The 18625-nt window shown below is 45.3% G+C and carries 19 protein-coding genes, 1 other RNA gene and 1 other annotated feature; of the genes, 14 read left to right on the top strand and 6 right to left on the bottom strand.

The features are described 5' to 3' along the window. The first annotated feature begins 6 nt into the window (after window positions 1-6). A complete protein-coding gene (gene dtd / locus AAHT65_RS20755) occupies window positions 7-450 on the top strand; it encodes a D-aminoacyl-tRNA deacylase (protein ID WP_061572688.1) in 444 nt (147 codons plus the stop codon). 31 nt (window positions 451-481) lie between these two features. On the opposite strand, the gene AAHT65_RS20750 is transcribed toward dtd, so the two are convergent. Then, on the bottom strand, window positions 482-2062 hold the full coding sequence (locus tag AAHT65_RS20750) for an SH3 domain-containing protein (protein WP_343310758.1): 1581 nt from the start codon (window positions 2060-2062) through the stop codon (window positions 482-484). A gap of 135 nt (window positions 2063-2197) precedes the next feature. On the opposite strand from AAHT65_RS20750, the gene AAHT65_RS20745 reads away from it, so the two are divergent. The 5 genes from AAHT65_RS20745 to AAHT65_RS20725 all read left to right on the top strand — a co-directional run bounded on the left by AAHT65_RS20745 (window position 2198) and on the right by AAHT65_RS20725 (window position 6929). Then, complete coding sequence (locus AAHT65_RS20745; RefSeq protein ID WP_003325301.1) at window positions 2198-2368, top strand: YrzK family protein; 171 nt, start codon at window positions 2198-2200, stop codon at window positions 2366-2368. Window positions 2369-2426: 58 nt separating this feature from the next. Continuing rightward, window positions 2427-2668: a binding site (T-box leader), on the top strand. Between the two features lie 91 nt (window positions 2669-2759). Continuing rightward, the gene (gene hisS / locus AAHT65_RS20740; RefSeq protein WP_061572690.1) at window positions 2760-4034 is read left to right on the top strand and encodes a histidine--tRNA ligase; all 1275 of its coding nucleotides are present in this window, start codon (window positions 2760-2762) and stop codon (window positions 4032-4034) included. Window positions 4035-4048: 14 nt separating this feature from the next. Next, the gene (gene aspS / locus AAHT65_RS20735; RefSeq protein ID WP_088117659.1) at window positions 4049-5827 is read left to right on the top strand and encodes an aspartate--tRNA ligase; all 1779 of its coding nucleotides are present in this window, start codon (window positions 4049-4051) and stop codon (window positions 5825-5827) included. A gap of 69 nt (window positions 5828-5896) precedes the next feature. Further along, window positions 5897-6089, top strand: a non-coding RNA gene (ssrS, locus tag AAHT65_RS20730) — 6S RNA. Window positions 6090-6164: 75 nt separating this feature from the next. Beyond that, window positions 6165-6929 carry a tRNA threonylcarbamoyladenosine dehydratase gene (locus AAHT65_RS20725; protein ID WP_003325305.1) on the top strand — a complete coding sequence of 255 codons (765 nt, stop codon included), beginning with the start codon at window positions 6165-6167 and terminating at the stop codon, window positions 6927-6929. 238 nt (window positions 6930-7167) lie between these two features. Here the strand turns inward: AAHT65_RS20725 and AAHT65_RS20720 are convergent, their stop codons facing one another. After that, window positions 7168-8436, bottom strand: a complete 1269-nt coding sequence (locus tag AAHT65_RS20720) for a replication-associated recombination protein A (protein ID WP_003325306.1) — start codon at window positions 8434-8436, stop codon at window positions 7168-7170. Window positions 8437-8638: 202 nt separating this feature from the next. Between AAHT65_RS20720 and cymR the strand changes: the two genes are divergently transcribed. The 8 genes from cymR (at window position 8639) to AAHT65_RS20680 (ending at window position 15444) form a co-directional block, all read left to right on the top strand. Continuing rightward, complete coding sequence (gene cymR, locus AAHT65_RS20715) at window positions 8639-9055, top strand: cysteine metabolism transcriptional regulator CymR (protein WP_010789329.1); 417 nt, start codon at window positions 8639-8641, stop codon at window positions 9053-9055. 18 nt (window positions 9056-9073) lie between these two features. Then, window positions 9074-10216: a cysteine desulfurase family protein gene (locus AAHT65_RS20710; RefSeq protein WP_343310756.1), complete on the top strand. Its 1143-nt coding sequence runs from the start codon at window positions 9074-9076 to the stop codon at window positions 10214-10216. A 33-nt stretch (window positions 10217-10249) separates the two neighbouring features. Continuing rightward, complete coding sequence (gene mnmA / locus AAHT65_RS20705; protein ID WP_088117657.1) at window positions 10250-11365, top strand: tRNA 2-thiouridine(34) synthase MnmA; 1116 nt, start codon at window positions 10250-10252, stop codon at window positions 11363-11365. A gap of 90 nt (window positions 11366-11455) precedes the next feature. Next, window positions 11456-12076 carry a tetratricopeptide repeat protein gene (locus AAHT65_RS20700; protein WP_094233205.1) on the top strand — a complete coding sequence of 207 codons (621 nt, stop codon included), beginning with the start codon at window positions 11456-11458 and terminating at the stop codon, window positions 12074-12076. A 33-nt stretch (window positions 12077-12109) separates the two neighbouring features. Continuing rightward, a complete protein-coding gene (gene recD2, locus AAHT65_RS20695; protein ID WP_343310755.1) occupies window positions 12110-14503 on the top strand; it encodes an SF1B family DNA helicase RecD2 in 2394 nt (797 codons plus the stop codon). Between the two features lie 115 nt (window positions 14504-14618). After that, a complete protein-coding gene (locus AAHT65_RS20690) occupies window positions 14619-15083 on the top strand; it encodes a PRC-barrel domain-containing protein (protein WP_061572696.1) in 465 nt (154 codons plus the stop codon). Window positions 15084-15095: 12 nt separating this feature from the next. Then, window positions 15096-15287: a hypothetical protein gene (locus tag AAHT65_RS20685; protein ID WP_003325314.1), complete on the top strand. Its 192-nt coding sequence runs from the start codon at window positions 15096-15098 to the stop codon at window positions 15285-15287. A gap of 25 nt (window positions 15288-15312) precedes the next feature. Further along, window positions 15313-15444 (top strand): YrzQ family protein, encoded by a 132-nt coding sequence (locus AAHT65_RS20680; protein WP_003325315.1) that lies wholly within the window; start codon window positions 15313-15315, stop codon window positions 15442-15444. A gap of 36 nt (window positions 15445-15480) precedes the next feature. Here the strand turns inward: AAHT65_RS20680 and AAHT65_RS20675 are convergent, their stop codons facing one another. The 4 genes from AAHT65_RS20675 to AAHT65_RS20660 all read right to left on the bottom strand — a co-directional run bounded on the left by AAHT65_RS20675 (window position 15481) and on the right by AAHT65_RS20660 (window position 18446). After that, a complete protein-coding gene (locus AAHT65_RS20675) occupies window positions 15481-16137 on the bottom strand; it encodes an amino acid ABC transporter permease (protein WP_343310754.1) in 657 nt (218 codons plus the stop codon). Between the two features lie 18 nt (window positions 16138-16155). Then, window positions 16156-16806, bottom strand: coding sequence for an amino acid ABC transporter permease (locus AAHT65_RS20670; protein WP_106270879.1), 651 nt, complete (start codon window positions 16804-16806; stop codon window positions 16156-16158). 61 nt (window positions 16807-16867) lie between these two features. Continuing rightward, window positions 16868-17695: a transporter substrate-binding domain-containing protein gene (locus AAHT65_RS20665; protein WP_425524839.1), complete on the bottom strand. Its 828-nt coding sequence runs from the start codon at window positions 17693-17695 to the stop codon at window positions 16868-16870. Between the two features lie 22 nt (window positions 17696-17717). Beyond that, window positions 17718-18446, bottom strand: a complete 729-nt coding sequence (locus AAHT65_RS20660; RefSeq protein WP_061572700.1) for an amino acid ABC transporter ATP-binding protein — start codon at window positions 18444-18446, stop codon at window positions 17718-17720. Window positions 18447-18625: the final 179 nt, after the last annotated feature.

Genomic DNA, 18625 nt, shown 5'->3' with positions numbered 1-18625 from the left:
TAGACAATGAAATTAGTTGTTCAGCGTGTAACAGAAGCGAATGTGACGGTGGACGGCGCTGTTATCGGTCAAATCGCCAACGGCGTTATGGTGCTTGTCGGCGTGACTCATGAGGACACGGAGGAAGATGCCGTTTATTTAGCGGATAAAACCGCCAATCTCCGTATCTTTGAAGACGGTGATGGCAAGATGAATTTGTCGTTGCTTGATGTAAGAGGAGAGGTATTATCCGTTTCTCAATTTACTCTTTACGGAGAAACAAAAAAAGGACGCCGCCCCAACTTCATGAATGCCGCAAAACCTGATCAGGCCCTCGGTCTTTATGAAAAGTTTAACGAGCTGCTGAGGGAAAAAGGGATAAAGGTAGAGACGGGGAAATTTGGTGCTATGATGGATGTACAGCTCACAAATTCAGGTCCGGTCACATTGATTATTGATTCTAAACTGTAAAAAGCTGCCCGAAGGCAGCTTTTTTGTCGTTCTAATTAAAATATTGTTCCAGCCCGCTTTCAATCCCGTCTGTTACTTTTTCTTGGAATGAGCCGCTATGTACGATAGATTCTTCTTGCGGATGGCTTAAATACCCAAGTTCATACAGCATGGCGGGTTGTTTATTTTCCCGAAGCACATAATAGTCGCCAAACAGCACGCCGCGATCCGGTATAGGGGAGCGCTTGGCTACTTCTGAATGAACATCGGAGGCAAGCTCCCGATCCTTCGCAGGACTGTAATAATAGGCGGTGCTGCCTCTTACAGAAGAGTTTGCGTAGCTGTCATAGTGAATGCTGATAAAGGCATCTGCATTGCGGTAGTGTGATGTGGAAACACGTGACTGTAAGCTGACAAACGTATCATCTTGACGCGTCACATACACATTCGCTCCCGCCGATCGCAGTTTGCTTGCAAGAAGATTTGCCGTCTTAATCGTTAAGTTCTTCTCGAATTTACCGGTATAGCCGATTGTTCCGCTGTCTTTTCCGCCGTGACCCGGATCAACCACAATCGATTTGTTTTGCAGAGAGCCGCTGCCGGAAGAAGATGATTTGGCTACGGGTGCTTCACCAGCTTCTTCGTCTTTTTTCGACGTTTGAACCACCCAGTTGGCTACGTACGCCGTTTGCCCGTTCTCAAGTGTTACTTCATACCAGCTGCCCTTTGTGCCGGTGATCGTGTATGAAGAGCCTTTTTCAGCCCGTTCGACAATAGAGGCGGATGTCGAAGCCGAACTTCTTAAATTGGTTCCTCCATAAACGATATACGCTTTTTTCGCTGAGGAAGAGCTGCTGCTGCCGCTGCTGCCGCTGCTGCTGCCGCTGCCGCCTGATGAGCTGGTCGATTGGTTTGAGCCTGTCACGATATAATGACTGGCAACCCATCCTCTTTGCCCGTTTGCTTCAATTTTCAGCCAGCCGTTCTCCTCGGTTAAAATGGACAGTTTTGTTCCTCGCGTCAACTTAGTAATGATGGCTGAATCATGCGAGGCCGAACTTCTGACATTCAGGGAAGAAACGCCGACTGTGCCGCTTTTGTTTTGCGAAGTGCTTGCTTGTCCGCTCTCCTGTGAGCCTCCTCCGCTTTTGGATGTGTAGACAGAAGCAACCCATCCGGTCACACCTTGATATGAAATTTTAATCCAGCTATTGTCCTTATCAATTATCTTTGCCTGCTCACCTTGCGGGAATTTGCCGATGACCTCATAAGAAGTGCCCGGTCCTTTTCTGATTCTTAAATCAGAATCGGTCGATGTGACAGTTTCGCTGCCGGCTGATGCACGGTTGCTTTCTCCTGTTTTCTTTTTGATCAGCCAAGAAACAACCCAGCCCTTTTCTCCGGAGCTAAGCTGAATTTGCACCCAATCCCCGTCCTCCTTCAGGATAGGGTAGCTTTCTCCTTTTTTAACTTCAGCCGTGATCCCGTAGCTCAGCCCGGGGCCGCTTCTGACGTTCATCTCGTCTGTAGCGATAACAGCTTCTCCCTGTGCGGCTGTAACCGTGCGCGGAGGGGAGAATAACGCTGCGATAATAACAAAGCATAAAATAAGAATAGTGCATTTCTTATTCATGGCTTCCTCCTTTCTGAAAAAACATTGAACAAGTACATTCTTGTTTATTATCGTAAATTCCTTGCTGAATGTTAAATAAAATGAAAATGATTTGTTTATACTACTTATAAATAAGGTAAAAAAGGTGTGCAAATCATGAAATATCATCCAAAACTAGGACGCGCTTTACACGACAAAGAAGCAAATACGCACTTCAGCGACCACGTTGATTCTGAAACAATCGGCTATCTTGAAGAGACTTCTTCAGAGCTCGGCCTTGCGTCTAAAGAAGCAGTGCGGCGGAAAAACACCCGGAATAAAGCTTGACAGAGAACGGCAATCCCATTATTATAATAGAAATTGATGTACATATAAATGATGAATTGTTGAACCTGTAATGGAGAAGAGTAGGTCAGACTGCATGTAAAGAGAGGAACCGCCTAGGCTGAAAGCGGCTCTGCATTGCATCTTTCTCGAAACAACACTCCGGAGGTTTCCTGCTGAACGCTGTGCTTTTTTTGCAAACGTCATTAGGCAGAGAACGTGAACCTGCGTTAAAGGATTGAGCGGGAACATTTCATATGTTCCAACTAGGGTGGCACCACGGGTATAACTCTCGTCCCTACTATACATGTATAGTAGAGGCGGGAGTTTTTTGATTTCATCATTTTAAACATACGGTATCTTTAGTAAAGAAACTTAACAAGGAGGGCTACATATGGCATATAACATTCCAAGAGGAACACAGGATATTCTGCCGGGTGAATCAGACCGGTGGCAGTACGTTGAACAAATAATGAGGGACACATGCCGCACATATCAGTATAAAGAAATCCGCACGCCGATTTTTGAACATACCGAGCTGTTTGCAAGAGGGGTCGGAGAATCCACTGACATTGTACAAAAAGAAATGTATACCTTTCAGGACCGAAAAGGAAGAAGCCTGACGCTTCGTCCGGAGGGAACAGCGGCGGCGGTTCGCGCATTTACCGAAAATAAATTATTTGCAAATCCCGTACAGCCGACAAAGCTGTATTATGTCGGTCCGATGTTTCGCTACGAACGGCCGCAGACGGGGCGTTTTCGTCAGTTTTATCAATTCGGAATCGAAGCGATCGGTTCCAAGGATCCTGCGATTGACGCTGAAGTCATAGCGCTTGCGATGAGTATATACCAAAGAGCGGGCCTAAAGAATGTTAAGCTTGTACTTAACAGCCTTGGTGATAAAGAAAGCCGGACTAGTTACAGAGAAGCGCTGGTCAAACACTTTGAACCGCGCATTGATGAATTCTGTTCCGATTGCCAATCACGGCTGCACACGAATCCGCTCAGAATTTTAGATTGTAAGAAAGACAGAGATCATGAACTGATGAAGACTGCGCCGTCTATTCTTGAATATTTAAACGAAGAATCAAAAGCATATTTCCAAAAAGTCCAGCAGTATGTAACCGAATTAGGCATTCCGTTTGAAATCGACCCTAATCTTGTGAGGGGGCTTGATTACTATAACCATACTGCATTTGAAATTATGAGCAATGCGGAAGGATTTGGCGCGATCACAACGCTTGCCGGCGGCGGACGTTATGACGGCTTGGTTGAGCAAATCGGAGGCCCTGAAGCTCCGGGGATCGGTTTTGCCATGAGTATTGAACGCTTGCTTGCCGCCATTGATGCGGAAAAGACAGAACTTCCTGTCAGCCAGGCTATTGATTGCTACATCGTCACGCTTGGAGAAAAAGCGAAGGATTATTCCGTCTCTCTTGTGTACAAACTGAGAGAAGCAGGCATTTCAAGTGAAATTGATTACGAAAATAAGAAAATGAAAGGCCAATTTAAAACGGCGGACCGTCTGAACGCGCGATTCATTGCGATTTTGGGAGAAGATGAGCTTGCTCAAAATCGAATCAATGTAAAGGATGCGAAGACCGGGGAACAGCTGGAAGTGGCTCTTGATGAATTGATACGTTTTATGAAAGCTAACCAACTGGGGTAAAGGAGAGGAACGCTTTGTTTGGAAGAACATTTTACTGTGGTGACATCACTGAAAAAGCAATAGGCGAAACCGTTAAACTTAAAGGATGGGTGCAAAAAAGACGTGATCTCGGCGGCTTGATCTTTATAGATTTGCGTGACCGTTCAGGGATTGTTCAAGTGGTATTTAATCCTGACGCCTCAAAAGAAGCTCTGGAAATAGCCGAAGGAATCCGTAACGAATACGTTCTTGATATACAAGGGACCGTAGTAGCGCGTGAAGAAGGTACTGTTAACAAGAATTTAAAAACAGGAGCCATAGAAATTCATGCTGACGAGGTGGCTGTGCTAAGCGCAGCTAAGACACCGCCTTTTGCCATCTCTGACCAAGCCGATGAGGTTTCTGAAGACGTCCGCTTAAAGCACCGTTATTTGGACCTCCGCCGGCCGGCGATGTTTAATACGCTGCAAATGCGCCATAATGTGACGAAAGCGGTACGCCATTTCTTAGACGAAAATGGTTTTCTCGATATTGAAACACCGATTTTAACAAAAAGTTCACCTGAAGGAGCCCGTGACTATTTAGTGCCGAGCCGCGTGCATGAGGGTGAATTTTACGCGCTTCCTCAGTCGCCTCAGCTTTTCAAACAGCTGCTGATGGTTTCAGGGGTAGACCGCTATTATCAAATCGCCCGCTGCTTCCGGGATGAAGATTTACGTGCGGACCGCCAGCCTGAGTTTACGCAGATTGATATCGAAATGTCCTTCATGAGCCAAGAAGAGATCATGGCTTTGGCAGAGGATATGATGGCGAAGGTCATGCGTGAGACAAAAGGGGTAGAAGTATCTCTTCCGCTGCCTCGAATGACTTATGAAGATGCCATGAATCTATACGGCTCCGACAAACCGGATACCCGTTTTGCCATGCTTTTGACTGACGTGTCTGATATTGTGAAAGATACAGAATTTAAGGTATTCTCCTCCGCGGTTGCAAACGGGGGCGTTGTCAAAGCAATCAATGTGAAGGGTGCTGCGGCAGACTATTCAAGAAAAGATATTGACGCTCTCGGCGCTTTCGCTGCGAACTACGGAGCTAAGGGCCTTGCCTGGGTTAAAGTCGAGCAAGAAGGCGTAAAAGGGCCGATCGCGAAATTCTTTGATGAAGAAAAGCAGGCTAAGCTGATTAAATCGCTCGATGCAAACGATGGAGACCTTCTCCTGTTCGGAGCAGACCAATTTGAAGTTGTCGCTCAATCACTTGGCGCACTTCGATTGAAGCTTGGGAAAGAGCGCGGCCTTATTGATGAAAGTCTCTTTAATTTCTTATGGGTGATTGACTGGCCGCTGCTCGAGCACGACGCGGAAGAAGGCCGTTTTTATGCCGCTCACCATCCATTTACAATGCCGGTGCGTGAGGATCTTAAACTTGTTGATACCGCTCCGGAAAACATGAAGGCGCAAGCCTATGACCTTGTCTTGAATGGTTATGAGCTTGGCGGCGGATCAATCCGTATTTTTGAAAAAGAGATTCAGGAAAAAATGTTTAAGCTTTTAGGCTTCACAAAAGAAGAAGCCCATGAGCAATTTGGATACTTGATGGAAGCTTTTGAATTTGGCGCGCCGCCGCATGGCGGTATCGCACTGGGACTTGACCGTTTGGTGATGCTGCTTGCCGGCCGCACGAATTTAAGAGACACCATCGCGTTCCCGAAAACTGCAAGTGCGAGCTGTCTGATGACAGATGCGCCGGGAGAAGTGAGCGAAGCGCAGCTTGACGAACTGCATCTTGCGGTGAATAGAAAAGTGAAGAATTGAATATGCAAATTGCATCTCTCGATTCTTGAAAATCAAAAACGCCTGTGATATGATTTTTACAAGTTAAATAAAGTCCTGATGTGTTAGTTGTACACCTAGTTTTGACCGAACATTTTTTTGATTTGGGAGCCCGTATTTTTAAATGGCGTACATGCCTCTTTTCATTCGATAAAGAGGACTTACAAGATTTAGAAAAGGGCACCCACCTGCTGAGAGCGGGTTCAAAACAAAGGAAAGCGGCAACGGCACAATTGGGACTTTATTTTTTGTGCGCTAAAAAAACGGCTGTATCAGCCATTAAGATATGAAATCAGAATACGAATGTGGAGTGAGGTTCTTGTTACACCAGTTTTCTCGTAATGAATTAGCTATCGGAAAAGAGGGGCTCGAGACGCTCAAAAACAGCACCGTGGCTGTATTGGGAGTCGGAGGCGTCGGATCTTTCGCAGCGGAGGCTCTTGCGCGTTCAGGAGTGGGCCGCATTCTTCTCGTAGATAAAGACGATGTAGACATTACAAACGTAAACCGCCAGCTTCATGCGCTGCTGTCAACTGTCGGCCAGCCGAAAACGGATTTGATGAAAGCGCGGATTGCCGATATCAATCCCGATTGTGAGGTTATCGCCTTAAAAATGTTCTACACGGAAGAAACCTATGAACAATTTTTTGACTATCATCTTGACTATGTCATTGACGCATCAGACACGATTCATTATAAAATTCACTTAATTAAAGAATGCCTGAAAAGAGACATTCCTTTAATCTCCAGCATGGGCGCGGCGAATAAAACAGACCCGACGCGCTTTCAAATCGCTGATATTTCCAAAACCCATACGGACCCTATCGCAAAAGTTATCCGAACAAGGCTTCGTAAAGAAGGCATTAAAAAAGGTGTCCAAGTGATTTTTTCTGATGAAAGTCCGATTGTCATCCGTGAAGACGTCAGAAAAGAAGTAGGGAATGACAACGCGGACATCCGCAAAGCGAAAATGCCGCCGTCTTCCAATGCATTCGTGCCGTCGGTTGCCGGTTTAATTATGGGCGGGCACGTTGTGATGGATCTCCTGAAAGATATTCAAATTACAAGAGTAAAGGACAAATAAAAAGAATCGGTGAAAAGAGGCTGGATATATTCCGGCCTCTTTTATGCGTTTGGGGTCTTTTTGCGGTTCACTTCTCAATGATCAATTAAATAAATCCGCCATTGACCCGGATGGTTTGGCGGAAAACTTCAAATAAGCTTCGGGTGGCAAACAATGATTGTCAAGCAGGTGCGGTGCCCGTGCGGAAAGGACCAAAAACGGCACAAAAAAACAAGGACACAATGTTGGTCCTTGTCTGCTATTTTTTTTGTTTCATTAGCTTATCGTATACTTGTTTTAAAGCGGATTCGAATTTTCCCGTCTGCTTTGGCTTGTAATATTGCTTGTTCTTTAAAGGATCAGGCAAGTACTGTTGTTCAACCCAGCCGTTATCATAGTCGTGCGGATATTTGTAACCGATTCCCCGGCCCAGCTCTTCTGCTCCTTTGTAATGAGCGTCCTTCAGATGCTTCGGAACATCGCCAATTTTTCCCGCTCTGATGTCTGCGATGGCTGCTTCGACGGCGAGCACAGCGGAATTAGATTTCGGTGACAGACATAACTCGATCACCGCGTTGGCAAGCGGAATGCGTGCTTCAGGGAAGCCGATTCTCTCAGCCGTCTGGACGGCATGAAGCACTCTTGGCCCTGCTTGGGGGCTTGCCAGCCCGATATCTTCATAGGCGATGACGAGCAGCCGTCTTGCGATGCTTTCTAAGTCGCCTGCTTCAATTAATCTTGCCAAGTAGTGCAGGGCAGCATTTGCATCAGAGCCGCGGATTGATTTTTGAAAGGCGGACAGCACATCGTAATGAGCGTCGCCATCTTTATCGTGGGCAAAGCTTTTTTTCTGAAGGCATTCTTCAGCAGTTGCTAACGATATGTGAATTGTTCCGTCCGAGGATTCCTTTGTTGATAATACGGCGAGTTCAAGCGCATTTAAAGCGGAACGGACGTCTCCTCCGCATCCATGGGCGAAATGGTCCATTGCCTGATCATCAACCGACACATTGTAGGAACCAAGTCCGTGATGTTCATCTTGAAGCGCCCTTTCCATTGCTTGTTTAATCAGTTCAGGTGTTAAAGGCTCAAGCTCGAAAATTTGTGTTCGGCTTCTGATCGCCGGGTTAATGGCATGATAGGGGTTGGCCGTTGTTGCTCCGATTAAGATAATCATGCCGTTTTCTAAATAAGGCAGCAGGAAATCCTGCTTGCCTTTATCAAGCCTGTGAACTTCATCGAGAATCAAAATGACCTGTCCTGACATTTTTGCTTCCTGGGCTACAATTTCCATATCTTTTTTATTGTTTATGACAGCATTCAGCTTGCGGAATGCAATACTTGTGGAACCTGCGATCGCCGTTGCAATCGAGGTTTTTCCGATGCCGGGCGGTCCGTATAAAATCATGGATGACAAATGCTTCGCCTGAACCATTCTGCCGATAATTTTATCTTTTCCGACCAGATGCTGCTGACCGATAATATCTTCTATTTTCGTCGGACGCATCCGAAACGCCAAAGGCTTCATTATCATCTCTCCTTACATAATAACAGGGTAACGGAAAACGAAGGAGAAGAAAAGGGGGCGGCTCTGCCTTACGTGCGTTCAATGAAAATTCCTTTTCGTTATGTTATAATAACAGTTGGTCTATAAGATACTAAACGGATAATTCATATAAAAATACCAATATAAATTGTAAAATCCAGAAAAAAAAACAGAGGTGTTAGAGTTGAAAATATCGACTAAAGGAAGATACGGACTCACCATTATGATTGAGCTCGCCAAAAAGCACGGTGACGGCCCGACCTCATTAAAAACCATCGCCCAGACAAATAACCTGTCAGAGCACTACCTTGAGCAGCTTGTATCTCCGCTCAGAAACGCCGGTCTTGTGAAAAGCATCAGAGGCGCGTACGGCGGTTATGTATTAGGCAGCGAGCCTGAGACGATTACAGCCGGTGATATTATCCGCGTGTTAGAAGGGCCTATCAGCCCTGTTGAGGTGCTTGAAGATGAGGAGCCCGCTAAACGCGAACTGTGGATACGCATCAGAGACGCCGTGAAAGAAGTTTTAGACAGTACAACATTAGAGGACCTTGCCAGTTATACAGACGGAGAGCAAGAAGCCTATATGTTCTATATTTAAATCAGAGGTGTACACATTATGGAACGGATTTATTTAGACCATGCCGCGACCTCGCCGATGGATGAGCGTGTGCTGAAAAAAATGGTGCCGCATTTCACCGGAAGTTTCGGCAATCCATCCAGCATTCATTCTTTTGGAAGAGAAACGCGAAAATGGGTGGATGAAGCGAGATCGCAAATTGCGGATCAAATCGGGGCCGCAGAACAGGAAATCATCTTTACGAGCGGCGGCACAGAGGCTGATAATTTGGCGATACTCGGAAGCGCTCTGGCCAGACGGGATCTCGGAAAACATATCATCACCACAAAAGTAGAACATCATGCTGTGCTTCACACATGTGAAAAACTGGAACAAGACGGTTTTGAAGTGACCTATCTTGATGTCGGCTCAAACGGCCGCGTCAGTGCAAATCAGGTGAAAGATGCGCTGCGTGATGATACAATCCTAGTGACAGTGATGTATGGAAATAATGAGGTCGGCACTGTACAGCCGATTGCTGAGATAGGCGAATTGCTGAACGGCCATCAGGCTTATTTTCATACCGATGCTGTACAAGCGTTCGGTTTTCTTCCGATTGATGTGAAAAACAGCCATATTGACCTGCTGTCTGTTTCTGGGCATAAGCTAAACGGACCCAAGGGGACAGGCTTTTTATATGCAAATAAAGATGTGAAGCTCTCTCCGCTGCTGTTTGGAGGCGAGCAGGAAAGAAAACGCCGCGCCGGAACGGAAAATGTTCCGGGAATTGTGGGCTTGAAGGAAGCTGTCGTCCTCTCGGGCGAGGAACGGGAAGAGAAAACAGCCATGTACCGGACATTTAAAGATATCATGATCGATACCCTTACAAAGGCCGGAGTTAAGGCCGAGGTCAATGGAGATCGTGAGCACAGTCTGCCGCACATATTGAACCTTTACTTCCCGCACGTATCGGTTGAAGCGCTGCTGGTGAATCTTGATATGGCGGGCATTGCCGTTTCAAGCGGGTCTGCGTGCACGGCCGGATCGGTTTTGCCGTCTCATGTTCTGACTGCTATGTTTGGGGAGGATAGTGACCGGCTGACCTCTTCTATTCGAATCAGCTTCGGGCTCGGCAATACGGCTGAACAAGTCAAAACCGCTGCCGAACAGACGGCCGCTATAGTTAAACGCCTGGCGCAATAAGGCGGAATCAGTTTCTTAATGGAGTGAATGAAAATGGAAAAACGGCCGGAGGATACAAGAGTCGTTGTCGGCATGTCCGGCGGTGTGGACTCGTCTGTGGCAGCCCTTTTATTAAAAGAACAGGGCTATGATGTAATCGGAATTTTTATGAAAAACTGGGATGATACAGATGAAAACGGTTTTTGCACGGCGACTGAGGACTATGAAGATGTTATCCGCGTCTGCAATCAAATTGGCATTCCGTATTATGCCGTTAATTTTGAAAAACAATATTGGGACAAAGTGTTTCAATATTTTCTAGATGAATATAAAGCCGGAAGAACACCGAATCCGGATGTCATGTGCAACAAAGAAATTAAATTCAAAGCGTTTTTAGAGCATGCGCTGTCGCTCGGCGCTGATTATTTGGCGACCGGACATTATGCGCGTGTTGACAGAAGCGGCGGCAAAGTAAGAATGCTGCGCGGCCTGGATGAAAACAAAGACCAAACTTACTTTTTAAATCAGCTTACAGAAGAACAGCTTAGCAAAGTGATGTTTCCGATCGGTGAGCTGCAAAAAAGCCGTGTGCGCGAGATCGCGAAGGAAGCGGAGCTTGCGACGGCGGCTAAAAAAGACAGCACAGGAATTTGTTTTATCGGCGAACGCAACTTCAAAACCTTTCTCAGTCAATATCTTCCGGCACAGCCCGGCGATATGATGACGATGGACGGAGAAGTAAAGGGGCGCCACGACGGATTAATGTATTACACGATAGGACAGCGTCACGGCCTTGGTATCGGCGGAAGCGGAGAACCTTGGTTTGCTGTCGGGAAAGACCTTGAAAAAAACATTTTATATGTCGATCAAGGGTTTCATAATCCGCTTCTGTACTCGGACAAAATTACGGCGGCCGATGTCAGCTGGACCCGGCCCGGCATACTTGACGGCAAAGAAATTTCTTGCACCGCTAAATTCCGCTACCGTCAAGAAGACTATAAAGTCACGGTGAGAATGACGGGAGAAAGCGAAGCGGAAGTGATTTTTGATGAACAGGTCCGCGCCGTCACACCCGGACAAGCGGTTGTGTTTTACGACGGCGAAGAATGCTTGGGCGGCGGAACAATTGATGATGTGTTTAAAGACGGAACGAAACTATGGTATGTGTAAAAACAATTCTTAAAAACCTCAACATGTGAGTTGAGGTTTTTTAGCGAAAGGAAGATATTGATGGATTATAACCAAACGGGTATAGAGGCGATGCAGGAAGGCGATTTCGAAAAAGCGGCCGAAGCTTTTACAAAAGCGATTGAAGAAAATAAAGAAGATCCGATTCCTTATATCAATTTTGCGAATTTGCTTTCGTCTGTCAACGAGTTAGAACGCGCTATGGCATTTTATGAAAAAGCGCTTGAATTGGACAGTGAAGCGGCAACCGCTTACTATGGAGCAGGAAATGTATATGTCCTGAAAGAATCCTATAAAGAAGCTAAAGATATGTTTGAAAAAGCGCTGCAAGCCGGCATGGAAAACGGAGATTTATTTTATATGCTCGGCACGGTTCTTGTGAAGCTTGAACAGCCGAAGCTTGCTTTGCCGTATTTGCAGAGGGCTGTCGAGTTAAATGAGGACGACGATGAGGCGCGCTTTCAATTTGGAATGTGCCTTGCCAATGAAGAAATGCTCGACGAAGCGCTCAGCCAGTTCACGATTGTCACTGAACATGATCCCGGGCACGCTGATGCTTTTTATAATGCAGGTGTAGCTTATGCTTATAAAGAAAACAGGGAAAAAGCGCTTGAAATGCTTGATCGCGCGCTCGAGGTTCAGCCGGATCATATGCTTGCGCTTCATGCAAAGCAGCTCATCACACAATCATAACATGCAGGGAAAGCACAGGAGGAGGGAAGGCTCGTGCAGCAGCATCCGGATCAGCTGAAAATGGAGGAAGAACCCTTTTTAAAAGGTGCGGTAACCACTGTCATTTATCATAATGATGTCAATTTATATACAGTATTGAAAGTGAAAGTCACAGAGACCTCCGAAGCGATTGAAGATAAAGTCGTATCCGTGACGGGCTACTTCCCTGCGCTGCAAGAAGAAGAGACCTACACGTTTTACGGAAAAACAGCCACCCATCCTAAATTCGGGCTCCAGTTTCAAGCGGAGCACTTTAAAAAAGAGATCCCGACTACGAAGGAAGGGATCATCCAATACTTATCAAGTGATCTGTTTGAAGGAATCGGAAAGAAAACGGCTGAAGAAATCGTCAAAAGACTGGGAGACAGCGCTCTTAATCGAATTCTCGCTGACTCCTCAGTGCTTTACGATGTGCCGAAGCTGTCAAAAAAGAAAGCTGATACGCTGGCAGGAGCTCTTCAGCGGCATCAAGGCCTGGAACAAATTATGATCTCGCTGAACCAGTTCGGATTCGGTCCGCAGCTTTCAATGAAAATTTATCAGGCATATGAATCGGAAACACTTGAGAAGATTCAAGAAAATCCGTATCAGCTTGTGAAAGATGTGGAAGGCATCGGGTTTGTGAAAGCCGATGAACTCGGGGGAAGAATGGGGATTTCCGGCAATCACCCTGAGCGGATTAAAGCAGCGATTTTGTATTCCATTGAAACGACATGTCTTTCAGAAGGACATACGTACATAGAAACAAAGCAGCTTATTATTGATACGCAAAAGCTTTTGAACCAATCATCAGAAGGACAGCTGGTGACAGAGATGGACGCAGCGAATGAAATCATCGCGCTTGGCGAAAATAAAGCTATCATGATTGAGGATGACCGCTGTTACTTTCCATCGTTATATTATGCGGAACAAAACGTAGCCAAGCGTGTCCGGCATATTGCAAGCCAAACTGAGTATGAAGACCAATTTCCTGAATCTGAGTTTTTACTCGCGCTCGGTGATCTCGAAGAGCGTACGAAAGTTCAGTATGCGGCAAGCCAAAAAGAAGCGATTCAAAAAGCGCTCTCGTCCCCGATGCTTCTGTTAACGGGAGGACCCGGCACCGGAAAAACCACCGTTATCAGAGGGATTGTGGAGTTATACAGTGAGCTTCACGGCGCTTCGCTTGATCCGTCCGATTATAAGAAAGATGAAGTTTTTCCGTTTGTTTTGGCTGCGCCGACAGGAAGAGCCGCAAAACGAATGAGTGAATCGACCGGACTTCCGGCCGTCACGATTCACAGGCTGCTTGGCTGGAACGGGGCTGAAGGGTTTACTCATACAGACGAAAATCCGATTGAAGGAAAGCTGTTAATTATAGACGAAGCGAGTATGCTTGATATATGGCTCGCAAACCATTTGTTTAAAGCGATACCCGATCATATTCAAATTATTATAGTGGGGGATGAGGACCAGCTTCCTTCTGTCGGGCCGGGACAGGTGCTGCGGGATCTGTTGGCTTCGCAGGTCATTCCGACAGTCAGGCTGACAGATATTTACCGGCAGGCGGAAGGTTCATCTATTGTGGAGCTTGCTCACGACATGAAAAAAGGCTTGCTTCCGGCTAACCTGACAGCACCCACCAAGGATCGTTCCTTTATTCGCTGCGGCTCATTACAAATCAAAGAAGTTGTCGAAAAGGTCGTCACCAATGCATTGAAAAAGGGCTACACAGCAAGGGATATACAGGTGCTGGCTCCGATGTACAGAGGAAAAGCAGGCATTAATGAGCTTAATGTGCTGCTGCAGGGCATCTTAAATCCGCCGAAAGAAAAACGGCGCGAAATTAAATTCGGCGATGTTGTTTATAGAACCGGCGATAAAATTTTACAGCTTGTGAATCAGCCGGAAAATAATGTGTTTAATGGTGATATTGGTGAGATTACATCCATTTTCTACGCGAAGGAAAATACAGAAAAAGAAGATATGGCGGTTGTTTCCTTTGACGGAAATGAAATGACCTTCACCAAAAAAGACTTCGGCCAGTTTACGCACGCCTATTGCTGCTCCATTCATAAATCTCAAGGCAGTGAATTTCCGATAGTCGTGCTTCCCGTTGTAAAAGGCTATTATCGAATGCTGAGAAGAAATCTCCTCTATACGGCAATTACAAGAGCGAAAAAGTTTCTCATTTTATGCGGTGAAGAGGAAGCGCTGGAGTGGGGCGTGAAAAATAATGATGCGACAGTCAGACAAACCTCTTTACAAAGAAGGCTGACCCTGCAGGCTGAGGAAATGGATGAAGAACTTATAGCTCTTCAAAAAGAGCTGCCGTTTAGCGTATACGACGCAAATATCGGCATGGAAGGCATTACGCCATTTGATTTTATGAAAGAAGAACATAGCTAAAGAGGCTTTTCGCAGCATGCGGAAGCCTCTTTGTTTTTGGTGGAAGTCATTTCTTTGTATGCCGCACAGGCGCGCTGCAAAACCTAAAGGTGTTCGGAAGGTGGTTGATCACACTTTGAGAACATGTCATGAGGTAGAAGGGCGATCTGTTTACGAAAAAAGCACCTCTTTTTTTCTGGGAACCATTTCAGATATCTGTTTTTCCTTTGAAGGAGATTGTCTTGGTTTTATTCTTGAACAGAAACGATTTTTCCATCACCGTCATGCGCTTTTGCAGGCTGCTGATGTGGCGTATATCCTTGACGACAGCGTCATTGCAAATATCGGTTCAGAGCAGCTTAAACCTCTCCCGAAGGATTGTTTAACATATGGGGAGCTTAAATTGCAGCTGGTTAAAACCCAAAAGGGAGACATTTTGGGTTTATTGGAAGATGTATACTTTTGTTTGGATAAGGGCATAATCGTAGCATATGAACTCTCGGACGGCTTCTTTTCTGATTTGACGGGAAGCAAACGCCAAATCCAAAAAGCGGATGCGCTTGTTGAAGCGGGGAAAGACGGCATCGTCCTGAACGGATAAGAGGTGTTGCGCGTGCTTTTATGCCCGAACTGCAAAAGTAAAGATATCGGTAAGATCGGCGTGAACCAATATTATTGCTGGGGCTGTTTCATTGAGTTGACGGTGGCAAAGGGAAAAATATCGACTCATCAAGTAGAAGAAGACGGAACGTTAAGCAGTCTTGATGATCTGTTTACAGATGATGAACGCACCATGAATCTTTAAAACATGATGAAGGGGGAACTTTGCTATGAACAAAACAATGACCTCTCTTTTAACACTGGGAGCCGGCGCGCTGATGTACAGAATGGCATCACAATATGATATGCCAAATAAAAAAACGATGAAACGAATGAGAAAACGCATGAACAAAATGTTTTAATGAGAAAAAGGATACTCTGCAAAAAAGAGTATCCTTTTACATTTGTTTCAATTCGAGCTTTCTGGCGGCGAGGGACAGGCTGTAATTGACTGCAAAATACATGAAAGCCGCTAGTAAAAAGATCGGAAAAAAGTAACTGCTGTCAGCGCTTTGCCCATTGATGATTTGCGCATTATGAATGAGCTCCGGCAGCGCGATAACAACGGCAAGCGAGGTATCCTTTAATAAAGAAATAAATTGGCTTACAATCGGAGGGACCATACGGCGGAGAGCCTGCGGCATAATGATGAGAAACAGAGTTTGCACATAAGACAGACCGGATGAGCGCCCTGCTTCCGATTGCCCTTTTTCCACCGATTTCAGTCCGCTGCGGATGATTTCAGACAGCATAGCTGATTCAAAAATCGTTAAAGCCGTTATGGCTGCGGCGGTAATTTCTAATTTAATCCCGATTTCAGGCAGAGCAAAATAAGTAAAGAAGATAATTAACAACAGGGGAAGATTCCTTATGGTTTCTACGACGACAGCGAGAATGTTGGAGACAATCGGGATGTTTGCATAGCGCAGTGTCCCGATTACGCCTCCGAACATAAAGCTGAGAACAATGGAAATAAATGCAACATATAGGGTAACGAGAAAGCCGTCTAATAAAAATGTTAAATGGTCTGATGAGTAGGCTTCGATGAAATTCATGGGTTACTCCCTCCTTTATTAATAGCTTCTTTCAAGCCGTTTTTCCAAATATGTGACACCAAGGCTCAGAGGTATGGTGAGCACGAGGTAAAACAATGCGACAAAAATATAGACATCAAAGACGACCAGTGTTCTTGAAGAAACTAAATCTGCCTGATACATCAGATCCAGACCGGCTACTACGCCAAGGATGGATGAGTTTTTGACCAGATTTAAAAACTGATTTCCAAGAGGCGGCATAACAATTTTAATCGCTTGCGGCAAAATGATATAAAGCATAGCTTGGCTGTATGTAAAACCCGATGATCTGGCCGCCTCCATCTGCCCTTTTGATACAGATTGAATTCCCGCTCTGATCGCTTCTGCAATGAAGGCCGACGTGTAGATCGTCAGCGCGATGGTGCCCGCTTGAAAACCGTCCAGCTTTACTCCGGCGTTAGGCAGCCCGAAGAAAAATACAAATGTAATTAATAGGAGCGGAATATTGCGGATAAATTCAACATAGGCCGTTCCGATCCATTGCAGCGGTTTAAAGGTTGTAATCCTCATAACCGCAACGAGCACGCCCAGTACAAAACTTCCGGCTAAGGCGATGACACTGGCAAGCAAGGTATGATAAAAGCCGTCGAGATACATGTCGAGGTTATCGATTAGAATAGAGAAGTTCATGCGCTTTTCACTCCTTAATGAATCAGGATGAGCACGCTCTGCTCATCCCGGATGTGGTTAGCTACTGTTCTGGGTCTTCTTTAATCCACTTTTTATAGATTTCATCATATCTTCTGTCAGATTTCATTTTTTTCAAAGAAGCGTTGATTTCTTTCACCAGTTCTGATTGGCCTTTTTTAACGGCTATGCCGTAAGGTTCATCTGTAAATGTTTTTCCCGTCAACTGGTAATCTTTATTTTCATCGGCCATACCGTATAAGATGGCATTATCTGTTGTGAGGGCTTCGCCTTGGCCGGATTTTAAGGCTGTGAAGGCTTCCGCATAATTTTCAAATTCCAGCACAGTGGCATCAGGCGCTTTTTCTCGGATATTTTGTGAGGAAGTAGAGCCTTTAACTGCAAGAACTTTTGTCCCTTTATTAAGGTCTTTTACACTTTTTATGGCGCTTCCTTTTTTCACTAGAAGCGACTGGCCTGCTTCAAAATACACATTGGAGAAGTCGACTTCTTTTTTTCGTTCATCCGTGATCGTCATCGTGGCTACGATCGCGTCAATGTCGCCGTTTTGCAGCATCGGAATTCTTGTTTTAGATGTTACTTCTTTAAACTCCGCCTTGTTTTCATCACCTGCTATATCTTTCGCCAGTTGTTTGGCGATGTCGATATCAAACCCTTCAATGTCTCCAGAGCTTGGATTTTTCAGTCCGAATAATCTTGTATCTGTTTTAACGCCGAAAACGATTTTGTCGTTGTCTTTGATCGCTTCTAATGTGTTTTTGCTGTCTTTTGATGTTCCTGAGCTGGATTCCTTGCCTCCGCAAGCTGCTAAAAGAAGAATCGCCGCCAATGAGATGAAACCGATTGATAATAGTTTTTTGATACGTGACATTTGTTCGTCCCCCGTTTCTTTTTTAGTGATTTAATATCCGGCTTAAAAATAGACGCGCCCGTTCCTCGCGCGGGCTGGCATAAAACTCAGCCGGGGGTGCCTCTTCTAAAATCTTTCCCTCGTCAATAAATACGATTCTATCTGCCACTTCTCTGGCAAATCCCATTTCATGTGTAACCACGACCATTGTCATGCCTTCTTTTGCGAGTTTTTTCATTACATCGAGGACTTCTCCGATCATCTCGGGATCGAGGGCGGATGTCGGTTCATCAAACAGCATGACTTCGGGCTTCATGGCAAGGCCTCTGGCGATTGCGACCCGCTGCTGCTGACCGCCTGACAACTGGGATGGATAGGCGTCTGCTTTATCGGGAATCCCGACTTTTTGCAGATAGTATTGAGCGGTTTCCTTTGCTTCTTCTGCGGATTGTTTAAGGACTTTCATCGGAGCGAGCATGATATTTTGCAAAACCGTTTTGTGGGGATAAAGGTAGAAATGCTGAAACACCATCCCGATATTCCGGCGCACTTTATTGATGTCAGTTTTTCTGTCATTAATAACGGTTCCATTAACGGTGAGAGTTCCGTCATCTATTGATTCGAGCCGGTTAATACATCTGAGCATGGTGCTTTTGCCGGAACCGGAAGGACCGATGACAACCACAACTTCTCCTTTCTTTATTCGAAGATTAATCTGTTTTAATACATGAAAGCTGCCATAATGTTTGTTCACTTCTTCAAATAAAATCATTGCAAACCTCCTGTATTTTGTTTTGGTTAATTATGTAAGTCTTATGACTCTTGCTGTCAAGAAAAATAACATTGTATTGATATTATATAGAGCAAATGTAACATTAGTCAAACTATTTTGTAATTTCAGATAATTATTTATGCGGAAATGGCTAATACTTAAGGCTGGCCGTCTTTAGT

Source organism: Bacillus atrophaeus (assembly GCF_039519175.1).
GTDB lineage: Bacteria > Bacillota > Bacilli > Bacillales > Bacillaceae > Bacillus > Bacillus atrophaeus.
This window is presented reverse-complemented; position numbering and strand designations above follow the sequence as displayed.

Coding starts and splice junctions, on each gene's coding strand:
- AAHT65_RS20720 (WP_003325306.1), bottom strand. CDS start 8,436: ATGAAGCCTTTGGCGTTTCGGATGCGTCCGACGAAAATAGAAGATATT.
- AAHT65_RS20665 (WP_425524839.1), bottom strand. CDS start 17,695: ATGTCACGTATCAAAAAACTATTATCAATCGGTTTCATCTCATTGGCG.
- dtd (WP_061572688.1), top strand. CDS start 7: ATGAAATTAGTTGTTCAGCGTGTAACAGAAGCGAATGTGACGGTGGAC.
- AAHT65_RS20680 (WP_003325315.1), top strand. CDS start 15,313: ATGAACAAAACAATGACCTCTCTTTTAACACTGGGAGCCGGCGCGCTG.
- AAHT65_RS20750 (WP_343310758.1), bottom strand. CDS start 2,062: ATGAATAAGAAATGCACTATTCTTATTTTATGCTTTGTTATTATCGCA.
- hisS (WP_061572690.1), top strand. CDS start 2,760: ATGGCATATAACATTCCAAGAGGAACACAGGATATTCTGCCGGGTGAA.
- AAHT65_RS20710 (WP_343310756.1), top strand. CDS start 9,074: ATGGAACGGATTTATTTAGACCATGCCGCGACCTCGCCGATGGATGAG.
- mnmA (WP_088117657.1), top strand. CDS start 10,250: ATGGAAAAACGGCCGGAGGATACAAGAGTCGTTGTCGGCATGTCCGGC.
- AAHT65_RS20700 (WP_094233205.1), top strand. CDS start 11,456: ATGCAGGAAGGCGATTTCGAAAAAGCGGCCGAAGCTTTTACAAAAGCG.
- AAHT65_RS20675 (WP_343310754.1), bottom strand. CDS start 16,137: ATGAATTTCATCGAAGCCTACTCATCAGACCATTTAACATTTTTATTA.
- AAHT65_RS20745 (WP_003325301.1), top strand. CDS start 2,198: ATGAAATATCATCCAAAACTAGGACGCGCTTTACACGACAAAGAAGCA.
- AAHT65_RS20670 (WP_106270879.1), bottom strand. CDS start 16,806: ATGAACTTCTCTATTCTAATCGATAACCTCGACATGTATCTCGACGGC.
- AAHT65_RS20660 (WP_061572700.1), bottom strand. CDS start 18,446: ATGATTTTATTTGAAGAAGTGAACAAACATTATGGCAGCTTTCATGTA.